Source organism: Sphingobacterium paramultivorum (genome assembly GCF_014109745.1).
GTDB lineage: Bacteria > Bacteroidota > Bacteroidia > Sphingobacteriales > Sphingobacteriaceae > Sphingobacterium > Sphingobacterium paramultivorum.
This window is the reverse complement of sequence record NZ_CP058555.1, coordinates 1,738,720-1,760,141: the sequence shown is the minus strand read 5'-3', so window position 1 is coordinate 1,760,141 and position 21,422 is coordinate 1,738,720. Positions and strand designations below refer to the sequence as shown.

18 protein-coding genes and 1 tRNA gene are annotated in these 21,422 nt (G+C 39.2%); 9 read left to right on the top strand and 10 right to left on the bottom strand.

Going from position 1 to position 21,422, the window contains the following annotated elements; translation table 11 throughout:
* Window positions 1-55 precede the first annotated feature (55 nt).
* The 4 genes from HS960_RS07625 to HS960_RS07610 form a co-directional block, all read right to left on the bottom strand.
* The gene (locus HS960_RS07625) at window positions 56-2,059 is read right to left on the bottom strand and encodes a M13 family metallopeptidase (RefSeq protein WP_159726661.1); all 2,004 of its coding nucleotides are present in this window, start codon (window positions 2,057-2,059) and stop codon (window positions 56-58) included.
* 111 nt (window positions 2,060-2,170) lie between these two features.
* Window positions 2,171-2,374: a hypothetical protein gene (locus tag HS960_RS07620; protein ID WP_153847338.1), complete on the bottom strand. Its 204-nt coding sequence runs from the start codon at window positions 2,372-2,374 to the stop codon at window positions 2,171-2,173.
* 61 nt (window positions 2,375-2,435) lie between these two features.
* Window positions 2,436-3,377: a homoserine O-acetyltransferase MetA gene (gene metA, locus HS960_RS07615; protein ID WP_182332019.1), complete on the bottom strand. Its 942-nt coding sequence runs from the start codon at window positions 3,375-3,377 to the stop codon at window positions 2,436-2,438.
* 113 nt (window positions 3,378-3,490) lie between these two features.
* Window positions 3,491-4,021, bottom strand: coding sequence for a TlpA family protein disulfide reductase (locus HS960_RS07610; protein WP_153847340.1), 531 nt, complete (start codon window positions 4,019-4,021; stop codon window positions 3,491-3,493).
* Window positions 4,022-4,245: 224 nt separating this feature from the next.
* On the opposite strand from HS960_RS07610, the gene acnA reads away from it, so the two are divergent.
* The 3 genes from acnA (at window position 4,246) to HS960_RS07595 (ending at window position 9,401) form a co-directional block, all read left to right on the top strand.
* Window positions 4,246-7,014, top strand: coding sequence for an aconitate hydratase AcnA (gene acnA, locus HS960_RS07605; RefSeq protein ID WP_228280238.1), 2,769 nt, complete (start codon window positions 4,246-4,248; stop codon window positions 7,012-7,014).
* Window positions 7,015-7,292: 278 nt separating this feature from the next.
* Window positions 7,293-7,877 carry a pentapeptide repeat-containing protein gene (locus HS960_RS07600; RefSeq protein ID WP_153847342.1) on the top strand — a complete coding sequence of 195 codons (585 nt, stop codon included), beginning with the start codon at window positions 7,293-7,295 and terminating at the stop codon, window positions 7,875-7,877.
* A 138-nt stretch (window positions 7,878-8,015) separates the two neighbouring features.
* Window positions 8,016-9,401, top strand: coding sequence for a WG repeat-containing protein (locus HS960_RS07595; protein WP_182332017.1), 1,386 nt, complete (start codon window positions 8,016-8,018; stop codon window positions 9,399-9,401).
* Window positions 9,402-9,483: 82 nt separating this feature from the next.
* On the opposite strand, the gene HS960_RS07590 is transcribed toward HS960_RS07595, so the two are convergent.
* A complete protein-coding gene (locus tag HS960_RS07590; protein ID WP_153847344.1) occupies window positions 9,484-10,353 on the bottom strand; it encodes a DUF808 domain-containing protein in 870 nt (289 codons plus the stop codon).
* 133 nt (window positions 10,354-10,486) lie between these two features.
* Here HS960_RS07590 and HS960_RS07585 point away from each other — a divergent pair, with 133 nt between their 5' ends.
* The 4 genes from HS960_RS07585 (at window position 10,487) to HS960_RS07570 (ending at window position 13,847) form a co-directional block, all read left to right on the top strand.
* A complete protein-coding gene (locus tag HS960_RS07585) occupies window positions 10,487-11,044 on the top strand; it encodes a DUF4256 domain-containing protein (protein WP_153847345.1) in 558 nt (185 codons plus the stop codon).
* Between the two features lie 35 nt (window positions 11,045-11,079).
* A complete protein-coding gene (locus HS960_RS07580; protein ID WP_182332015.1) occupies window positions 11,080-11,937 on the top strand; it encodes a DUF6265 family protein in 858 nt (285 codons plus the stop codon).
* A gap of 61 nt (window positions 11,938-11,998) precedes the next feature.
* Window positions 11,999-12,457, top strand: coding sequence for a GyrI-like domain-containing protein (locus HS960_RS07575; protein ID WP_153847347.1), 459 nt, complete (start codon window positions 11,999-12,001; stop codon window positions 12,455-12,457).
* A 94-nt stretch (window positions 12,458-12,551) separates the two neighbouring features.
* Window positions 12,552-13,847, top strand: coding sequence for a chloride channel protein (locus HS960_RS07570; protein WP_182332013.1), 1,296 nt, complete (start codon window positions 12,552-12,554; stop codon window positions 13,845-13,847).
* Between the two features lie 81 nt (window positions 13,848-13,928).
* Here the strand turns inward: HS960_RS07570 and HS960_RS07565 are convergent, their stop codons facing one another.
* From HS960_RS07565 to HS960_RS07555, 3 genes are all read right to left on the bottom strand, one after another.
* Window positions 13,929-15,350: an RtcB family protein gene (locus HS960_RS07565; RefSeq protein ID WP_159726655.1), complete on the bottom strand. Its 1,422-nt coding sequence runs from the start codon at window positions 15,348-15,350 to the stop codon at window positions 13,929-13,931.
* A 103-nt stretch (window positions 15,351-15,453) separates the two neighbouring features.
* Window positions 15,454-16,548: a slipin family protein gene (locus HS960_RS07560; protein WP_153847350.1), complete on the bottom strand. Its 1,095-nt coding sequence runs from the start codon at window positions 16,546-16,548 to the stop codon at window positions 15,454-15,456.
* A gap of 403 nt (window positions 16,549-16,951) precedes the next feature.
* A tRNA-OTHER gene (locus tag HS960_RS07555) sits at window positions 16,952-17,013 on the bottom strand.
* A gap of 547 nt (window positions 17,014-17,560) precedes the next feature.
* On the opposite strand from HS960_RS07555, the gene HS960_RS07550 reads away from it, so the two are divergent.
* Entirely contained in the window at window positions 17,561-18,148 is a 588-nt protein-coding gene (locus tag HS960_RS07550; RefSeq protein WP_228280237.1) for a hypothetical protein, read from the top strand.
* 82 nt (window positions 18,149-18,230) lie between these two features.
* Here HS960_RS07550 and HS960_RS07545 read toward each other — a convergent pair whose 3' ends face one another.
* Both HS960_RS07545 and HS960_RS07540 read right to left on the bottom strand, forming a co-directional pair.
* On the bottom strand, window positions 18,231-19,484 hold the full coding sequence (locus tag HS960_RS07545) for an amidohydrolase (protein WP_182332011.1): 1,254 nt from the start codon (window positions 19,482-19,484) through the stop codon (window positions 18,231-18,233).
* A gap of 76 nt (window positions 19,485-19,560) precedes the next feature.
* Window positions 19,561-20,412 carry an AraC family transcriptional regulator gene (locus HS960_RS07540; protein WP_159726649.1) on the bottom strand — a complete coding sequence of 284 codons (852 nt, stop codon included), beginning with the start codon at window positions 20,410-20,412 and terminating at the stop codon, window positions 19,561-19,563.
* A 390-nt stretch (window positions 20,413-20,802) separates the two neighbouring features.
* On the opposite strand from HS960_RS07540, the gene HS960_RS07535 reads away from it, so the two are divergent.
* Entirely contained in the window at window positions 20,803-21,417 is a 615-nt protein-coding gene (locus HS960_RS07535) for a hypothetical protein (RefSeq protein WP_153847353.1), read from the top strand.
* The last annotated feature ends 5 nt before the right edge of the window (window positions 21,418-21,422 follow it).

Genomic DNA, 21,422 nt, shown 5'->3' with positions numbered 1-21,422 from the left:
AAAGCGGGTGTATTTAAAATTAAATACACCCGCTTTTTGTAAAATGATTGATAACCTACCAAATTTTGATACGTTTATCGACCGGAACAAACATTTTGTCGCCGTTCTTTGTATCCCAAGCTTTATGGAAAGCATCCAGGTTAATGATCGGCGCAAAAGCGCGGTACTGTGCCGGAGAATGTGGGTCAGTTTTCACTTGATTGACCACAAACTCGTCTGTAGTCTTCGTTCTCCATATCGTTGCCCAGGAAAGGAAAAAGCGCTGGTCCTGCGTAAAACCATCTATTAATCCAGGATTTCCCTTATCTTTCAGATAAAGTTGCAATGCATCAAAAGCAACTGATGAGCCTCCCAAATCCCCAATATTCTCCCCTAATGTAAAGCGACCGTTCACAAAAACGCCCGGTACAGGCTCATAGGATTCAAATTGACGTACCAAAGCATCAGCCGCTGCTTCAAATTTCGCCTTATCACCATCGCTCCACCAGTTGTTCAGGTTTCCATTTCCATCATATTTAGCACCCTGGTCGTCAAATCCATGCGAAAGTTCATGACCAATTACCGCACCGATACCACCAAAATTAACTGCAGCATCAGCCTTATAATCATAGAATGGCGGCTGAAGAATCGCTGCCGGAAAGACGATCTCGTTAAACAATGGGCTATAATAAGCGTTCACAGTCTGCGGAGTCATCCCCCATTCAGATTTGTCAACTGGCTTATCTTGCTTCGCCAAATTTTGGTAAAATGCCCATTTACTCGAAGCCAATACATTTTCATATAACGATGTACCAACATCAAGTTTGCTATAATCTTTCCATTTATCCGGATAGCCAATTTTAACTTTAAACTTAGCCAGTTTGTCCAATGCCTTTACTTTCGTTTCATCCGACATCCAAGTTAATCCCTTGATATGCTGCCCGAAAGATTTAACAAGATAGCTTACAAGTTCTTCAGCTTCAGCTTTGGCCTTCGGAGGGAAGTTTTCTTTCACATATAATTTCCCTAATAATTCTCCTGCGATCGAATTGACAAATTCCACACCACGCTTATCTAAAGCACGCTGCTCCTTTTGTCCTTTTAACTTACGACCCCAGAAGTCAAAATACAGATCATTCAACTCCTGTGTGGTATATGACGCTGCATTATTTAAGATATGAAATGTCAATATCTCCTTGATTGCAGGTAGGTTTTCAGGACTGAAAACTCGATCCAAATTTTCATAATACTTTATTTCCGGCACAATAACAGTATCAGCCTTAAAACCGACATCCTTTAGGTACTTTGCAATATCGATGTTTTTCACCATCGTTTTTAGATCAGCTACAGCGATCGGATTATATCGACCATTAGCATCACGTGATTGCTCAACAGTTTTAAGGTTTGCCGCTATCTGTTTTTCAAAGGCAACAATTTTTGGACCTTTTAAATCCTTCGTAACCTGGCCCGATTTAGCATAAAGTGCAGAAATATAATTTGAATAGTCAGTTAACGTTTCTTCGTTCTTCTTATCTTTTACTTGATAATAAGAACGTCCCAACCCTAGACTTCCGCCGCCGAGGTATACCGTATTGACATCGGAATTTTTAAGATGCGCATATACATAGCCACTAAAAAAAGGATTTCCACCAATGGGTGCTACCTCAACAAGATATTTATATAAATCATCGAAATTCTTAATTGCAGCAATTTTAGTGAGATAAGGTTTAACAGGCGCTAAACCAAGTTTATTACGTGTTTTCATATCCACAAATGATTTATACAAATCACCTATTTTCTGATTGTCTGTACCCTTTTGGAACTGTCCAGATAATGATTCTTGCAAAACCTTCAAAGTAGCAATATCGGTATTTTCACGCAATTCGTCGAAAGAACCCCACCGTGCTTTATCGGAAGGTATTTTAACTGTTTTCATCCATTGCCCGTTCACAAAATTATAAAAGTCATCTTGAGGACGAACACTTTTATCCATGTAACTCACATTGATTGCATTGTTTTGCGCATGACCTGCTAACGAGCCGCAGGCTAACAAGGCAGCTAAAAGTAGATTTTTCTTCATATAAAAATTTAGTTTGTTTATCGCTATACACAAACTTAAGAAAAGTTCTTCTATTGTTGATGCAACAAATATGGTTCTAATGACAACCAAAATTAAGAAGCATAGCTAGGTCTATGCTTTATTGCGGGTTGATTTACGTAGTACAAGGATAAAAATCAGTAAGAATAAGGCAATACCTGCGATCCAGATCCACGGATTAGCATACCATAAAGTACCATTCGCTTCTTTGAGTTTTTGATTTTCTTCTAGCGTAACCTGTGCTTTCAATAAAAAAAATGAAAGAACAGAACAAACTAGTAAAGCAGTCTTTTTCATATTTAATCACTTAACATGAATAGAATGCTTTTTTAGCCGTTTTTGTTTGAAATGAATTAAATTATCCTTGTTTGATTTCGCCTAAGTAAACCACATCTTTTAGATCAAAAGGAGTTTCTTGATACACGAAGTAATTCAACCAATTATTGAAAAGGAGGTTTGCATGGCTTGTCCAGCGTACTAGAGGACGGTTTTCGGGATTGTCATCGACATAATAATTTGCTGGCATAGCAATCTCCTGCCCTTTTTCTAAGTCTCTTTTATACTCTTCATCCAGTGTAAAAGGAGCATATTCTGAATGTCCCGTCAAATAAAACTCTCGTCCACCTCGTGAAGAAACAATAGCAATACCTGCTTCCGGCGATTCAGAAAGAATTTCTATACCCTGTTTTGCCAGGATATCATCCCTCTCAATAGTCGTATGGCGACTGTGCGGTATAAAGAACTCATCATCAAATCCACGGAATAGCGGATGTCTTTTGTTTAACGTAGTATGCTTAAATACACCAAAAAGCTTTTCCGCTAATGGCTTCTTCTCTACACCATAGAAATGATACAATGCAGCTTGAGACGCCCAACAGATATACAAACTTGATGTTACATGGGTTCGTGCCCAATCGAAGATGGTCTGAATTTCTGCCCAGTAGGTCACTTCTTCGAAAGCAACCATTTCAACTGGAGCTCCAGTAATAATCATCCCGTCGTAGAAATTCTCCTTAACCTCAGTCAAGCTCTTATAAAACATCTCCAAATGCTCTTCGGGAGTGTTCTTTGAAACATGCGTTTCAAGTCGCAAAAATTCCATTTCTACCTGCAAAGGATTATTTGACAGCAAACGAATAAAATCTGTCTCTGTCGTAATTTTAAGCGGCATTAAGTTCAGCACTAAAACGCGAAGCGGTCTAATGTCCTGCTCATTTGCTCTTAAATCACTCATGACAAATATATTCTCCTTTTTCAACAGCTCAATGGCAGGAAGGTTATTAGGAAGTTTGACCGGCATAGATAATTTCTCCTTATACAATTAGCATGCAAAATTAGCAAGAAAATGCCATAAATGCTAAATGAAACATAAATTATCTTCCATTATATTGTTATAATCTCCAACACCAAAATCTATTCCTTACTTAAATCCAATAGGGATTTTCTGAATTTCTGCGAGCCAAAATTCATTCCACCTACATGCTTAATGACCAGCTTACCAGCCTTGTCCAAAATAATTGTTGTGGGTATGCTTGTGGTACTCAATCCATTCGGCAACGCCGAATTTAACTGATAGACAGGTAGACTATATTTCCTTTTCGCCATAAATTTTCTCGAAGCGCTAAGATTTCCATCAATATCGACAGACAAAATAATAATAGTGTCGTTGCCCTTAAAGTCCTTATAGAGTTGATCCAATGAAGGCATCTCAGCAAGACAAGGTGGACACCATGTCGCCCATAAATTAATAACCACAACTTTCCCCTTGAGTTGATTTAGGGTCAACACATTGTTTTTACTGTCCCTAAAGCTAAGATCATACCCTTCGGTCCAGCCATTGTCCTCCCCTTCGGCAACAGAAAGTGTACTTGCTTTACCCGGAAATGGGCTGCAAAACAACAAACTAACCAAGAAAAGGACACTATAATTTACTCTTTTTCTCATACAACACTGTTTCTAAGCATAAACATTAACATAACGTTTGCATCCTAATTTGATTGTCTCTAAATCAGAAAAAGCAATCTTTTTTTTATCCAATTTTTTAATTCATTATTTACATAGGCATAAATTCCGTTTTGGAATACAAAAGCCGAAAGATATGTGTAAAAGATATTACAAACAAATTCGGGGATATGTGTATTATATAGTATGAAAATAAGTAAATGAATATGAGCAAAGAGAAATCAATACGAGAAATTGAAATTAACGGAAAAGTTTACCAGTATAGTGCTATTAAAGATCTTCCCGAAGGTAATATCACGCACCTACCATTTAGTATCCGGATACTACTGGAAAATGTATTGCGTAACCATGATGGATTTAGCATCACGGACGAGCATGTCAATACCCTGATTCATTGGACTCCACAGCCTGTTGACAAAGATATACCCTTCAAACCGGCCAGAATTTTAATGCAGGATTTTACCGGAGTACCTGCTGTAGTCGATATGGCTTCCCTACGTGCCGAATTTATCCGTCATGGCAAGGATGGACAAAAAATAAATCCCGCTATCCCTGTGGATCTAGTCATAGATCATTCCGTTCAGGTCGATTACTTTGGCACAGACTACTCGTATGACAAGAATGTCGAGTTGGAATATGAACGCAACCGCGAGCGTTATGAACTCCTTAAATGGGCACAGAAAGGATTGAAAAATTTTACCGTTGTTCCTCCGGGTATGGGTATCTGCCATCAGGTCAATTTGGAATATCTTGCCAAAGGAGTAATTGAACGCGACAATTGGCTTTTTCCGGATACCTTAGTAGGGACGGATTCACATACACCAATGGTCAATGGTATTGGTGTACTAGGTTGGGGAGTTGGTGGCATTGAGGCTGAAGCAGCCATGCTTGGACAACCTATTTTTTTCACCTGTCCTGAAGTTATCGGCCTTAAACTTATGGGCAAAATACCAGCGACATGCACCGCGACCGACATGGTCCTTTCGATAACAAAAATACTTCGCGATAAAGGTGTTGTGGGTAAATTTGTTGAAGTATTTGGCGATGGATTGGACAGCCTTTCGGTGACAGATCGTGCCACAATCTCCAATATGTCCCCCGAATTTGGCTGTACGGTTACCTATTTTCCGATTGATGACCGAACCCTTGAATACATGCATAGCACCAATCGAAGTGCAGAGCAGATTAAAATTGTTGAAGATTATTGTAAAAGCAACTTACTCTGGCGCACAGGCAAGGAAGAAATTCAATATTCGTCGGTTGTTGAATTCAATTTATCGAGCCTGGAGCCAACTGTATCTGGCCCCAAAAGGCCTCAGGATAAAATTCTAGTGAAGGATTTAAAAACCACATTTTCACAACTCTTAGACAGCGAACACCATCGACAATATGTCCCTGTTTTGCAACGATCGGAATCTGCCTGGCTTGCTGACGGCGGCTCTGGCACAGAGTTTACCTTTGGTAAGGTACCCGTCGAACATGATTCACCGCATGAAGTTATTCAAGAGTCTATTCATGCCGTTCGCATCAAACACAATCATAAGGAGTATATTGTCAGTGATGGCAGTATTGCGATTGCAGCTATAACAAGCTGTACCAATACCTCGAACCCTACTGTCATGATCGGTGCAGGATTATTGGCCCGTAACGCCATCGAGCGCGGACTTCGCACCAAATCCTGGGTAAAGACCTCTTTAGCCCCTGGCTCAAAAGTCGTTACACAATACCTTGAAAGATCAGGACTTAGTGCTGATCTTGATGCCCTGCGTTTTCACACCGTGGGTTACGGTTGTACCTCCTGTATTGGAAACTCCGGTCCTCTTCCACCACAAATAGCAGAGGCGGTAGAAAAAGGTGAACTGATTGTTGCCTCGGTATTATCCGGTAACCGAAATTTTGAGGCCCGTGTGCATCCACAGGTAAAAATGAACTTCTTAATGTCGCCGATGCTTGTTGTTGCCTATGCACTGGTCGGAAGAGTGGATATTAATCTCTTGGAGGAACCATTGGATTACGATCCTAACGGTCAGCCCGTATATCTGAAAGATATTTGGCCAAGCCGCGAGGATATTATCGACACCGTCAATGCCTGCGTCAAACAATCGGATTTCCAAGAAGTTTATGATGTCATCTTCGACGGGTCGACAGACTGGCAAGAACTTGAAGTGAATCTTGATCAAAATTACCAGTGGGACAACACGTCCACCTACATAAAAGAATCGCCATTTTTTGAGAATTTACAAGCCCTTCCTAATCCAATACAGGATATTCAGAATGCAAGGGTATTACTTTATCTCGGTGATTCGGTGACAACGGATCATATCTCACCCGCAGGGTCATTCAAAGAAGAAACTGCAGCTGGACAATACCTCAGATCACATCATGTAAGTAAAGAAGATTTCAACTCTTATGGATCTAGACGTGGGAACCACGAGGTCATGATGCGCGGAACATTTGCCAATGTGCGTATTAAAAACAAAATTACCGATCGTGAGGGTGGTTTTAGTCGGTATTTCCCCACCAATGAGGTGAAGACTGTTTTTGAAACCGCAATGGAATATCGCAAAAACAACACAGCGCTCATCGTACTGGCAGGAAAAGAGTATGGTTCGGGTTCCTCGAGAGACTGGGCAGCGAAAGGGACATTCCTCCTTGGCGTACGGGCGGTTATCGCTGAAAGTTTCGAGCGTATCCACCGAAGTAATCTTGTCGGTATGGGCGTAGCACCTCTTGTATTTATCAATGACGAAAACGCAGAGAAATTAGGACTAGATGGAACAGAAGTCTATAACATCACGGGACTTGAGACCGATTTAACACCTCATAAACTCCTCACGGTAAATGCTGTTCATGAAAATGGAAAAACAACCACATTTCAGGTGAAAGCAAGACTTGATTCAGCCATTGAAATAGAGTATTTTAAGAATGACGGTATTCTACAATATGTGCTGCGTCAGTATTTAAAGAACAACTAACATTGTGCAAATTAGCGGATCGGAATACCTAAAATAGTAAAGGGCACTGATCAGTGCCCTTTAACAAACTATATTAAAACCTACCAGAGTTCTACAATACGTCAGTCTTCCCCTCAGCACCCCAAGAATTATGTTTTATGGCTACACCAAAAATAGCTATAAAAAATCCCCCTTTTTATCCCTGAAATCAGGTATTTTGTCCGCAAGCGGAAATAGCGCCTTTGACTTTATTTTAAAGTAAAATCATTCGGGAGAATTGCTTATTTTCGCTAAAATCAATGCCAACACGATACAGAATGGAAGAACTTGTCGAACAAACAATCACTAAACAAACATTTACACCTGAACTAAAGCAAGTTCAGGAATTCTACAAATGCACCTTTGAGCAATGTGATTTCCAGAACGCAGAACTCGTAGATCTCCTATTCACAAATTGTGAATTTAAATCGTGTAATCTTTCCAATGTCAGTCTAAAGGGCACACAATTAGATCATGTTGTTTTTAATGACTGCAAAATGCTAGGCATACACTTTAATGAATGTAGTTCATTTTCCTTTCATGCCAATTTCAGCAACTCGGTTCTGGATTACTCCTCTTTTTTTGAAAGAAATATAAAGAAGTTCCAGTTTGAACAATGCTCTTTGCAACATGTGGATTTTGAACGGGCCAACCTTCAACAGGTGCTGTTTAAAAAAACGAATTTGTTAAATGCCCGATTTGTACAATGCAATCTCGAGGGCTGTGACTTTCGGTCTTCGATCAATATCCAGCTAGATCCAGAGGTCAATCGTATGAAAAAAAGTAAATTTGGTCCGGAACAACTGCCTGGTCTACTACTTAAATATCAACTGTTTATTGATTAAATATGGGAAAGGCCGTTCAACTAACTCCCAAAATCAATGTATTCATTTGAAACATGTTGATTTATCGTTAAATAACGGATTTCAGGGATAAAACACCTCACTTTGAATCAGGATATTTGTCATTCAAAGTTTAAGAAGATGAAAAAAATATCCCTATCATTCGCAGCTATCTTAGCGGCCAGCACAATGTCGTTTGCCCAGATCAATAAAGCATTCAAGATCAACTATGCCATTACGTATGCTGTCGATCCCAGCGAAGAAGCACAAGCAGCTCCAGTTTCTGTTTACGAAGCGTATGTTAACAATGATAAAATAAAAGTTATATCGGCTTCCGGAGACGGCGAAGAGTCAATCTTTCTCATTAAAAAAAATGAAGAACAATCAATTATATTGTACCCAGGACTGGCAAAATACGTCGTTAAAGAAAATGAGCTCAGCCCACATGCGATCAAATTCGTCCCAAACCAAACGAAAATGATTGCCGGTTATCCCTGCAAACTAGCTCAGGTCGAAATTCCTATTTCAGAAGATAACGAGGAAAACAGCACCTTATCGATCTGGTATAGCGATAAATTGCCAGTCACCTATTGGCAGGGATTTGATCTGTTCAAAAAAATCCCCGGGGCTGTGCTACAGCTAACAACACCTCTTGGAATGGATATGATTGCCCAGAACATCGCCGATAGCCAACTGGACGATAAAGATTTTATCGTATCTGAGGATTATGAGCAAGTAGCATCCATTTATGACGACGAGGAAGATTCGGAAGAGAGCAACCAGATTGCTGAAAATCTGTATTTATTTGAAGATGCTGCAACTAATCTCATAGGGGTACAAGACGGCGAAGAAAAAACAATTGTACCAGCACAATACCTATACATCGCACCATTTGTTGGCGATCTTAGTATAGTTCAATATAAAAATGAAAAATATGGTGCCATTAATCTGGCCGGTAAACCAATCATCCCCTTCCAATACGATTATTTAGGTTACGATGATCACCTTGGGCAACTGGTTTTTGGACTAAACGAAAAATATGGGGTCATGGATAAATCCGGCAAAATTTTAATTTCCGCAAATTATGATATGATATCGTTTATTAACGGTGGTTATGCCGTATTTCAACAGAAAAATAAATATGGTATATTGAATCAGGCGGGCAAAATAATTGTCCCGGCGACGTATAGCTATATTTCTGAAAATAATTCAACGCATTTCATCAGCATCGAAAACGACACGTATAATCTTACTGAAATAAAAACCAATAAAATGGTTGCTCCCGACTACGATTTGATTTCAGTTACAGAAGAACCTAATCTTTTCCTTGCTAGTAAAGATGGAAAGTATGGTTATTTAGATGGCCAGGGAAAAGTGGCCATACCATTTATATACAGCGGGGCCACCTCTTTCAGTGATGGCGTGGCTTCTGTCTCTTTAGCGGATTCGGACGATGTAATTTTGATTAATACAAAAGGTGAACGTGTAGAAATGGATGCCGCGGCAGAGGCAACAGACACAATTTAAGAACCCTATAACAAAAAAAGGCAGCAGATATATCTGCTGCTTTTTGTTATAGGGTTGCCGATCATCAAAGATCAATAGGAGTTTATTTTTTCTTTTTAAACAGCCCTTTGCCGATCGTAAATAAAACCACCACGATAAGACCTCCCCCTAGGCCAAATAACAGCTCTTTTATCATTCCTGGCAGAGCTGGTAGCGCATGGTGTAAGAAATCAATATAATGCGCAAATATTCCGCCTGAAACCAGAATTAAAGCAAATGTACCTACAACAGCCAATAATTTGATAACAAAGGGTAGCGCACGGACTAAAAACCGACCTAGGCTCGCAATAGGGCCTTTTTCACGTGAGGTTTTAATCAATTTATAACCGGCATCGTCCATACGAACGATAAGTGCTACAATACCATAGACTCCAACTGTGGCCAGAAAAGCAACAACCGAAACCGTAATAATTTGTAAGGACAAGCTTTTTCCCAAAACCGTTCCCAAAGCAATAATGACGATTTCCACAGAAAGAATAAAGTCTGTCGTAATAGCCGATTTTACCTTCGCTTTTTCAGCAGCAACTGAGTTTTCAGCAACGACAGTCTCCACTTTTGTTTCCTCCGTAGGATGTTTGCGATGGAACAGGTATTCAATAATCTTCTCAACACCTTCAAAAGCAAGATAGAAACCTCCCAAAATTAGAATATATTTGATGGCAATTGGAAAAAAGACATTTAGTAATAATGCTATTGGTACAATTATCAACTTATTGAGCAGAGAGCCCTTCGTAATTGCCCATAAAACTGGGAGCTCGCGTGAAGCTAAAAAGCCAGTCGCTTTCTCGGCATTAACCGCTAAATCGTCACCTAAGATTCCAGCAGTTTTTTTTGTTGCGATTTTACTCGCTACTGCCACATCATCCATCAATGCTGCAATATCATCTAGAATTGCAAATATTCCTGAAGCCATATTTATATAAAAATTGAACGTAAAAATATAAATTTAATTCAATTTTGAAATAAGGAATTTAATCCATTTGCAATATCAAGCTACATTACATTTGAATTAAATACGTAATTTTAATACCACAAGGACAACCATTATGAAAAATTTGCTTACACAAGAGGAACAGTCAATGCTACTCGAAACGCTAAAAGAAAGGTTTCAGAAATTCCCCAAACGACACCCACAGATCAGCTGGGACGAAGTAGTGCATAAATTGCTTGAAAGCCCCCAAAAATTATGGAGCTTGTTCCAAATGGAAAAGAGCGCTGGCGAGCCCGACCTTGTTATTATTGATCCAAACAAAAAGCAGTATGCTTTTGTGGATTGTACAGAAGAAAGTCCCAAAGGAAGGAGAAGCCTCTGTTTTGACCAAAAAGCCTTAGATGACAGAAAGGAAAACAAACCTATTGGAAGTGCTGTCGAAGAAGCTAAAAAAATGGGAACCGAGCTGCTTTCTGAACAACACTATCGCCAACTCCAAATGTTAGGTGAATTTGATTTAAAAACTTCCAGCTGGATACAAACTCCGGAGGCTATTCGTAAGCTTGGTGGCGCCTTATTCGGTGACAGACGTTACAACCAAGTTTTCACCTATCATAATGGCGCGATCTCCTATTATGCGGCACGGGGCTTTCGTACCATACTTTTTCTTTAAATAAAAGCACTTAACCGTCAAAATATAAAACCTATATGAAAACAATTTTAATCGCCACCCTGCTCTTTTGCTTGGGAGCTGCTCAACCACTTTTTTCACAAGTCTCTTTTCCTTCTTTCTTAGAAGGAACGTGGAAGGTTGACAATAAAGAGGAATACGAACAATGGGATCGTATAAACGATCATGAATTAAAAGGCCTTTCCTATGCGTTGAAAAATGGCCAAAAGATAGTCAGTGAATACCTAAAATTGACCAAAATAAAGGATAAAATCATATATACAGCACTGGTCATCAGACAAAACAATGGGAAAGAAGTCAATTTTGAGCTAAATTATCAGGATAGTACCTATTCTTTTGTTAATGAAGCCCATGATTTCCCTAATTACATTCGATATACACCCGTCGCTACAAACCGACTTCATATATCAGTGGAAGGAAAATCGGGAAAAGTCAGATCTTTTTATGTGACTAAAATCGTACCCACAACGACCCTAGCGAACCCAAATTACGATCAGGAACTCGCAAAAAAATTAGGGGCCGATGATTATGGAATGAAATCCTACATCTTTGTCCTCCTGAAAACTGGCGAGAATAAAACAACAGACAAACAATTTATTAATGAATGTTTCAAAGGTCACATGGAAAATATCAATCTTCTCGTAAAAAATGGGCAACTGATTGTTGCTGGCCCATTTGGAAAAAATGACAATAACTTCCGGGGCCTTTTTATATTAAATAACATGGCTTCTATTGATGCGGCAAAGCGTATTTTAGAAAACGATCCGGCGATAAAGAATGGTCTCTTAGAAGCTTCATTTTACCCTTGGTATGGTTCAGCTGCTTTGGCAGAATACCTGTCTCAAGTAGATAAAATCTGGAAAAAACAACATTAGCTGTTTGTTCGTGACATACAGCTGTCATTTGCCGATCTAACTTTGGGGAAAACTAAAAGTCATGAAAAATAAAACAATCCCTTCATTCAGTATAATTGGCCTTGCCATCCGTACGAGCAACCAAGATGGACAGGCAGCTAAGGACATTCCGGAACTTTGGAGCCGCTTTTTTAAAGAAGATGTATTAAGCCGTATTCCCAATAAGATATCCAGCGAACTCTACTGTATCTATACCGAATATGAAAAGGATCACACCTTACCTTATACCACTTTCTTGGGCTGTAAAGTGAGCAATCTTGAAGAAGTGCCCGAAGACTTGGACGGTATTCATATTGCTGAAAATCATTACCAACACTTTACTGCAGAAGGAAGTTTAGAAGATGGCATCGTTTATGAAACTTGGCAAAAGATATGGAGTTCGGATTTACCAAGAACGTATGCCGCAGACTTCGAAATATATGGCGAAAAAGCCCAAAATCCACAAGATGCAAAGGTGGATATATATATAGGTATCCATTAGCGGTATACCGTAACAAAAAGTATGTATTAAGGTATTTATCATTTATTTTAAACTAAATAACCCTTACCTTTGTGCCAATTTAAAGAAAAACATTATGCAAGGCAATACGACATACAGAAAAAAAGTTGTTCGATATAGCTATTTAAAATTAATTGGAAGTTCAGCTCTCGTTAGTATCATTTGTTGCTTATTGGCATACAGCCTCAAGCACAGCACAGGTTATGTACAGGAAGAATTGTTTGAAAGAGTATCTTCCTGGAATCCTAAACTGTTTATTATTCTACCCAGCATAGGTATTACAGCTATTTATTTCTTACGGAAATACGCTTTTCAAAACAGAAAAAATAAAGGGATCAAAGAAATCTATACAACATTGGAAACAAGAAAAGACCATTTGCCTTTTTTTAAGATTCCTTCACATTATATCAATGGTTTTCTAACTGTAATTTTCGGTGGTTCAACCGGTGTTGAAGTCTCCACAGTTGTTGCCACAGCTACAGTAGGCAACCAAGCGTATAAGAGATTACATCCGGCTTGGGCCTACAAAACCGAGTTGATCTGCGCAGGCGTAATTGCTGGAGTCACACTGTTGTTTGGAAGCGCATTGGGTGGTTTTCTTTTTGCTTTTGAGGTAATTGCACGGAGATATAATAAGACTTTACTCATTAGTGGACTAACTTCAATGGCTGTGGCGTCCGTATTTGTTTATTACCTTGACGCAAGTCCTTTATTTACATTTGAGGTAAAAGCATGGCGATGGCAGGCGATCCCTTTTGTCGCTATTTTAGGACTGATTGGCGGGATTTTAGCGTTATATTTTACTAAAATTGTTATTTATGCAAAGTCCTATTTTGCAGGCATAAAAAGTAATTTTATCCGTGTCAACTTGGGCGCAATTGCCGTTGGGACGTTTATCTTTTTCTTGCCGGCACTTTATGGCGATAGCTATCATGGCCTTGGGGAGATTCTAAAAAGTAGCCTCCATGATTCCATAAATTTAGCTTACTTTCTTCCGCTGATCCTGCTTGTTCTCTTAAAACCTTTTGTAGCCTCTTTGACCTTAGGTGCAGGTGGTGATGGCGGTGTATTTGCACCCAGCATTGTAACAGGGGCATTATTAGGCGTTTTGTTTGCCCAACTTTGCAATCATTACCTAGGCACACAATTGGTGGTTATAAATTTTGCTCTTTTTGGTGCAGCGGCAATGCTTTCGGCAGCAATACATGCCCCTTTTACAGCAATCTTTATTATCGCAAGTCTTGTTCCGGGTGGCTATTTGCTTCTGGCACCGCTACTTATTAGCAGTTTTATTGCGAAAGCGCTAGCTAAAAAACTATATCCCTATAACGTATACACCTATAAGGAAGTAGCAACAGCCAAACCATTTTAATCTCACTTATTGATCAACAAAACATGATCAAATTATAATAAAAGAGCTCCTTAAATACATTTAAGGAGCTCTTTTCATAATTTAATCTTCCCTACTCCCATCATCAGCCATACGGACAATCTTTGGAAGGAACTTGGCCACAACATCAATGAGGTCCTTTTGCGATGCCATTACAGTATGGATATCTTTATAGGCCATTGGCGCTTCATCCATCCCTGCACCAATTAACGTAATTCCTTTATCTGTAAGAATCTCTTTAAGCTCATGAGAAGATAGGGTTTTAATCGCTTGTGTACGGCTCATCAATCGCCCTGCCCCATGAGATGCCGATTGAATAGCACTCAACTCGCCTTTTCCGCGCACCAAAAAACCTGGTGTAGCCATGGAGCCTGGAATAATCCCCATTACCCCTTTTGCAGCTGGCGTAGCCCCTTTTCGATGGACAATTACCTCCCGACCATTCCAGGTTTCCTTCCATGCAAAATTGTGGTGGTTTTCAACTTTTGCAAGTAATTCTGCCCCTAAAGCCGACTTAATTTTTTCATGAATCACTTCATGGCAGGCTGACGCGTAATCACCGGCGAGATTCATAGCCAACCAATACTCTTGCCCTTCATGGCTGTCCAGGTCCAAATAGGCCAGATTTTCCGCTTGGTAAGGCAACTTACATAAGGATTTAGCCAACTTGGTATAATGTGCCGCAATGGTAGCGCCCATTCCTCTTGAACCTGAATGTGTCAGTAAGCCTAAATATGCTCCGCTATCAATGTTCAAAACCTCATCTCTTTCTTCAAATTCGACGATACCAAACTCCACGAAGTGATTTCCACCACCTGAAGATCCCAATTGTGTCCAGGCTTTATCTTTCAATGAAGAAAGCAAACTGTTCTCCCTAAACAATTTGTTATCTAGCACCTCATGATCTACACGTTCATGTCTCAAATATCCATTACCAGCTCCAAACTTACTATTGCGCATAATAACTTCCTTCAAAGCCGTCAAATTATGTTCGAGAATTGACGCTGGTAGATCGAAGATTGACAAAGCCATACGACAGCCAATATCGACACCAACACCGTAAGGAATCACGGCATTATTGGTCGCTAGTACACCTCCGATTGGTAATCCATACCCTTGATGCGCATCCGGCATCAGCGCTCCGGCAACTGAAACAGGCAATTTCATAGCGATATTCATCTGTACCTTTGCCCCGGTTTCGATTTCAGATGCGCCATAGATCGTATATTCCGCCGGAGTCTCGTTCAATGCAATTAACGACTTATCAACAGCCTCTTGTCCAAGTATGGCATGGGCCAAAATTCCGAAAACAGCATCTTCTGAATACCCGGTCGGATCTTCCAGGACAGACTTGAACTTTTCGAGCATTTCTACCCGCGTAAAACCGTGTCTTTTACTGTTGATTTTCAATGCAACACCCAAAGTATGATTCTCTTTATATCCTAATGCAATTAAATCATTGCCATTTATTCTTTTATTTTCCATTTTTTTACTTTCTTTTTTGATGGAGCAGCCATACAATTTCTCCAAAGCAGGTAACAACATCTCTTTACGTTGCTACCTGCACCTCTTTCAACATTTTAATCTTTTATTTCACAAACAATTGCTTGAGCTGATCAACAATCTGTCCATTTCCGGAAACCGAAATCGTATTGATCTTTTCAGCAATCTTTTCGACATATTCCATTTCCTTCAATTTAAACAACATACTGTTTTCTTCCATCAGCTTCGCAGTATTCAACAAACTCCGTGTTGAAGCAGTCTCTTCACGACGCATAATGCTATTTGCCTGCGCCCTCTTCTCCGCAATCAACACCTGGTTCATGATGTCCCGCACATCTCCTGGTAAAATAACATCTTTAACGCCACAGGTCAACAGTGTTATACCCAAGCCCGCGACTTGTGGCAATGTGTTTTCTAAGACATAGCCCTGTATTTCAGTCTTTCGCTCCATCAACTCGTCTAAAGTCATCTGGCCAATATATGACCGTAAGGTCAACTGCATCAACGAATACAATTGCTTTTCATATTCTTTATTATCCAATAGCGCTTTGACAATATCCACAATCTGATATTGCAGCGTGAAATTGATTCTGATCTGTGCCTTATCTTTGGACAAGATCTCCTGTCCTACCACTTCCAATGTCAAGACCCTCATATCAGCTTTTAAAATCGCTATGGTTTTTGCATTCTTCCACCAACAATACGTTCCCGACTTCAAAATATCCACAAACACACCGTCTACAAAAAGCAGCGCTTTCTCATTTGGTTCAATCTTATATTGACGTACATAATAGCCTAAGCTCTGCTTCTCCAGCAATTGACGATTAACAGATGCAGGGATCTCAATCTCCGTAATGTCTTCTAATTGAAATCTGCGTTCGCGCAATTCCTGCCAAAAAACATGCCTGCCAGACGCTAACGTCTTTTCAAAATTACCATTCAAAAAAACAAGACAGATCTCCGTATCACCTACTTCAACGATATCGACCAATTCGCGAAAACCTGTCAACTGCAACAGTACATCAACATTGCGACCGGAAGGAAATGGATGAGTAATCGTGTACTTCTCCAGTTTTTCACCAAATCCCAACCAGTAGTTACCGGATTTCAAAACACGGATCACCGCATTGTTCTTAACAACCAATCCGATTTCGTCTGTAGTTAGCTGTACTCTTTTCATTGTATATTCTTTTAAATTTTCTTCATTTCTATTATAAAACCTGCTATTTTTTATCCCTTGACCTCAAGCGGGATTCGAAAGTCCTGGTACCCTTTTTTAAAATCAAAAGTCGATGAACAAATACCCCATCTTATTGTCATGACGTTTTATTATAAACGCAGATACCTCACTTAGGAATCTCAGGCCATCAATCAATTGCTCAATCGCATGAAAACAGCCTATAAGCAGGATAAAAGATAGCAAGCTTCTACCAAATGACCTTTTTGAAGAAAGTCTTAACTTTGAATGTCCGAATGGACAGTTCGATGCAATACCCTTATGCTATTCCATCCGAAAATGGAAGTGGGATTCGAACCCACACGATTGTGTTGTTATTCTAACCTGACTGAACTATCCTGATTGCTCAGGAGTAGGAATCGAACCTACGCCCCACAACTAACTGCTTTGCTCTACCCTTGAGCTACCTTTTTTACAGGAGAGGATTCGAACCTCTAACACGAGCACTTTCCTTTCAACTTCTCGTTTTATCAGTATATTGAAACTCATAGAGAACAATACTAACCTGCTATACTGAAACAGGTGACCAGGATGCAATCTGAAGAAGAAAGGCTCTTTTATACTTCATAATAAAGTATATATCTTAAAGCTTTTCGCTATAATTTCCATCAAAGAACGTTTGTCATTGTTGACATTACAAATATCATTGGTTTAATACGCAGGGAATTTGCGTAACAATAAAAAGAAATAAGAAAAACTCATATAAAATTATATAGCTCTGATATACAGGTAATAAAAATAAATAATTGTTGTAAAAAAAGATTAGAAGTCCTGAACTACGCAAATTCATTGCGTCTTAAATCGACATGGTAGACTTACGGCCCGCTGCATTATTTCAAAAAGAATGGAAAATTAGATTTTTTGATGAATATTCTGTTGAATATAGTGGTAATCCGTGATCATGTTATCCAATTTATATCCTAATTTTATTCCAATATTAAGACGATATCAAAAAATGAAAAGTTTATATGCAACAATAGGGCTGTTTTGCATGTTAGCAAGCTGTGCAAATTCAGCGCAAGACCATAAAAGCACTACTGCAAATCATCCTGCAAAGCAAATACCATTCAAAGACAGCACAAGGACAGCGGAGCAAGACACGGCAGTGGGTCAGAATCAGCAAGCAGAAGCTTGGTTGAAAGGAATTTTTCAATGTACAGGTTCCGCATCTGGAAAATATTGTTACTATCTGGATAAAGAGGACGCATTATGTACCAAGCGATTCCAAGACTTTTTAAAAGATGCGAATGAAATTTACGGCCCCTCCAACCTCACAGATGAAGAACTACCCAAAGCTGAGGCAGCTTATAAGGCCAAATGGGGAAAAATCTACTCCTTATATACGGAGGAAACCTGGTTATTTGGAAGAGGTAATGACGACGCATTGGATATCAAGGATGTCAAAGTCGACAAAGTAACTGAAAGCAAATTTATCGTATTTATTGATTACGGTAATGACATCCGAACCAAAAATGAAGTTCAATTGGTCAATGAGCAAGGTTCTTATAAAATAGATTACTGCAAGACGACTTTCCTACACTAAACGTTATCCCCCAGCATTGAAAATGCCAATTTTCTAGACGATAAATTGGCATTCTCAATTTATGATTATTTGCTACTTTCAATTAAGCTTGGGAACTATTGTTCCATTTGACCACATTTCCCTGATGGATAAGCCCATAGACGGTTGAGATGCGAGAAACTGCTTCTGCAGAACAACTCGCATCGACAAAAAGGAGGCTAGCATCATCTCCAACTTTCGGCCATACGGAATTCCCTTGATCATCAAGCGGAATTTTGCCATTGGTCGCATAACGAAGGCAACGGGATAACTCGAATTCAGTTTCATAACCATATAATTCCGCAGCTAGATTGGCTTTTTGAAGCATATTACCGCTACCGAAAGTACCCCAATGGTCCTGAACATTGTCGTTTCCTACAAAAACTTCCACTCCCGCTTTTTTCAGTTCCCGAAATGGCATCAACATATTGCGAAAAGGAACCGAACTGCAGATACCAACTTTCGCTTCTGCCATTCGTTCGGCCGTATGTGCTAAGTCCTTTTTCGGCATGTAGCCTAAGGCGAAAGCATGACTGATAAATGTACGTCCCTGCAATGCCGGATTTTCCAATGCTTTATCAATCAAATAATGTATGGTCTTAACACCTGATTCCCCACCCTCATGCAAGTGGATATCGATTCCTTTGTTATTATCCAATGCAAGTTGAACTGTCAAGTCCATCGGTTTCTCAATACTGCCGTCAATACTAAAGGGATCCAAACCACCAATAAAATCCACCTGCCCCCATTTTGCTACCTCCTCCATAAGTTTCGCCGATTCTGTATAATATAGGCCATGCTGGGGGAATGCAACCAGTTCTGCAGCAAATGAATATTTTAAATGTTCCAGCGCCTGTAACAAATGCTCCAATGACTTTGTTCCCGATGTTGGATCTACATTAAAATGCGTACGTGCAAAATTTGTTCCGTAGCCCTGTAAAAGCGCGATTAATTTTTCGGCCCGTTCGACAGAGGTTTTCAACAACTCGGGGATGATCACCTGTTCCTTGGCAATCATATCTTTTACAGTCCTATTTTTTGGAAATACCGCCTTCCAGGGCAGACCATATAAGGTTTTGTCCAAATGAATGTGCATGTCACGGAATGGCGGCAATGCCAATTTACCTTTCACATCAAAAGCTTTTCCATTCGCTACCGATTGCGCTGGCTCAATACTTTTTATTTTATTTGCTTCAATTTGAATGTCAAACAATGCTGTTTTTGTAGCAACAATTTCCTCATGCTCATAAAGAAAGCCTGTTTCTAGCAATACATTCTTCAACAAATATGTCTCTTGATTCTGATTGATCTCATTCATACCTATATCATTTTTACCAAAGCTAAGTGATTTGAGACAATGATCTTTGTACGAATTATCACAGCTTGTGTAGATATTATGGCTGCGCTTTAAACTGGCTTGGCGTCATATTCGTATGACTTTTAAAAAACTTGCTAAAGCTTGCATTATCGTAAAACCCTAAATCAAAGACAATAGCTTTGATCGTTTTATCCGAAATTTTAAGCAACCGCTTTGCTTCCAGTAACACACGTTCCTGAATCAAAAATGAAGCTGATTTCTGTAAAACCCGATTACTTAACACATTCAGATAATTTGCCGAAATATTTAGCTTTTCGGCATAAAAAGCGACTGATTTTTCACTTTTATACCATTCATCGATAAGCTGCACAAATTTTGCCATAATTGGATTAGCCTGATATTGTTCATAATCATCATAATTATCCTGAACGATCTTGCTGATCAGAAGCGTAATTACTTTGACCCGTGCGTAAATCAATTCCCATAGGATCTCACCATCCTGTAAATCATCTGCAATTGCCTTGAATTCTGTCAATAACGACTGAAAATTGGTCGTTGAAAGATCTATGACCAAATGCTTAAGATAATAAGAAATAGGAAATCGCAACGCAGGTAATAAACTTTCGAACCAATGTCTGCTGATCATGAGCTGCAGTGCATAGGTAGGATCAGCCATCTGCCACTGATGTACCTGTCCCGGAAAAACCAGATGTAGCTGATTTGAGCCTAGTACAAAACGGTCAAAATCTATTGTATGTGTACCTACAGACTCCTGGAATAATAAAAGGATAAAAAAATCGTGTTTGTGCGGTTCACTAATTTCTCTAGGGCCAATGAGTTCATGAAAAAGTAAATCGCGGTCAGCGATAATCCCTTCCTGAAATTTCTGCAGGTCTAATATTGGAAAATGGTCGTTGGGTTGATACATAAACAGTATTCCAAAGATAGTATCTAAATATTAAAACAAAAAACAAAAGCTAGTGAGAGCTGGTAACAATGCTAAAAATTACGACTAACTTATGACCAACTTCGTCCTGTAAGCACAGTGAGTCCACAGTAAGTCCACGTTGAGTCCACCTTTTCTAAGTGTATTTACTATGTCTACATCGTACAGACATACTACTTACAGTCCGAAGTTGATTACTCGTAGTCCATAATTTGTTCAAACGAAACTCTTATTGTTTGGACTCCCTGTATAAAAGAAAATTGTTACGATTATAACTATTGTTTAATATAAAAAAATGTTACTTTAACGCAGTTGCTAGGGTATCAAGCGATATTGAATGCCGACGCCCCATAACTAATTTAAAATTGAGAAATGCAAATCGAAATCGGTCGTATATTTTATGAAATAGTTCCCTGGAATAAAGATTATATCCAAATTTCGGGTAGTTCATCACCCTATCGTGTACATGCTCCGGCACATTGCGATGTTGCTTTCCTTAAAGAGTACATCAAGTTAAACCCTCCAGAAAGTAAATCGGAAGGTATATCCTATTCCTATCTAGAAGCCCCCTACTACCTATTTGGAAAACCTTATTTGGTCAAGATCTATCCTTCCACAACGCTAGCAACCGTTGAACTGACAGCTACAAGTATATGTGTATATCAAAAGAAGAGCACGAATACATTGAAATTACTGCACAAATGGAGTCAGGAATTACTCTACCATGAAATAATCAAGCAGATTGCTTATTGGGAAGAACAGTTGGATATATATGATGTAGCTACAGTAACCATCCATAAATTATCCAAAAACGATTTTAGAATCGTTGAAGGTGGATTTCATTTTTCAAATCGACTCATTAATTTCGAAAAAGAACACATCAATCTAATTATTCTAAAGGCTTTCTGTAAATTTGCTCATAAGACGCGAAAAGAAACAGAAGCAATTTTCAGTTTATATATTCCAAACTGGAGAGATCTTTATTAGTACAG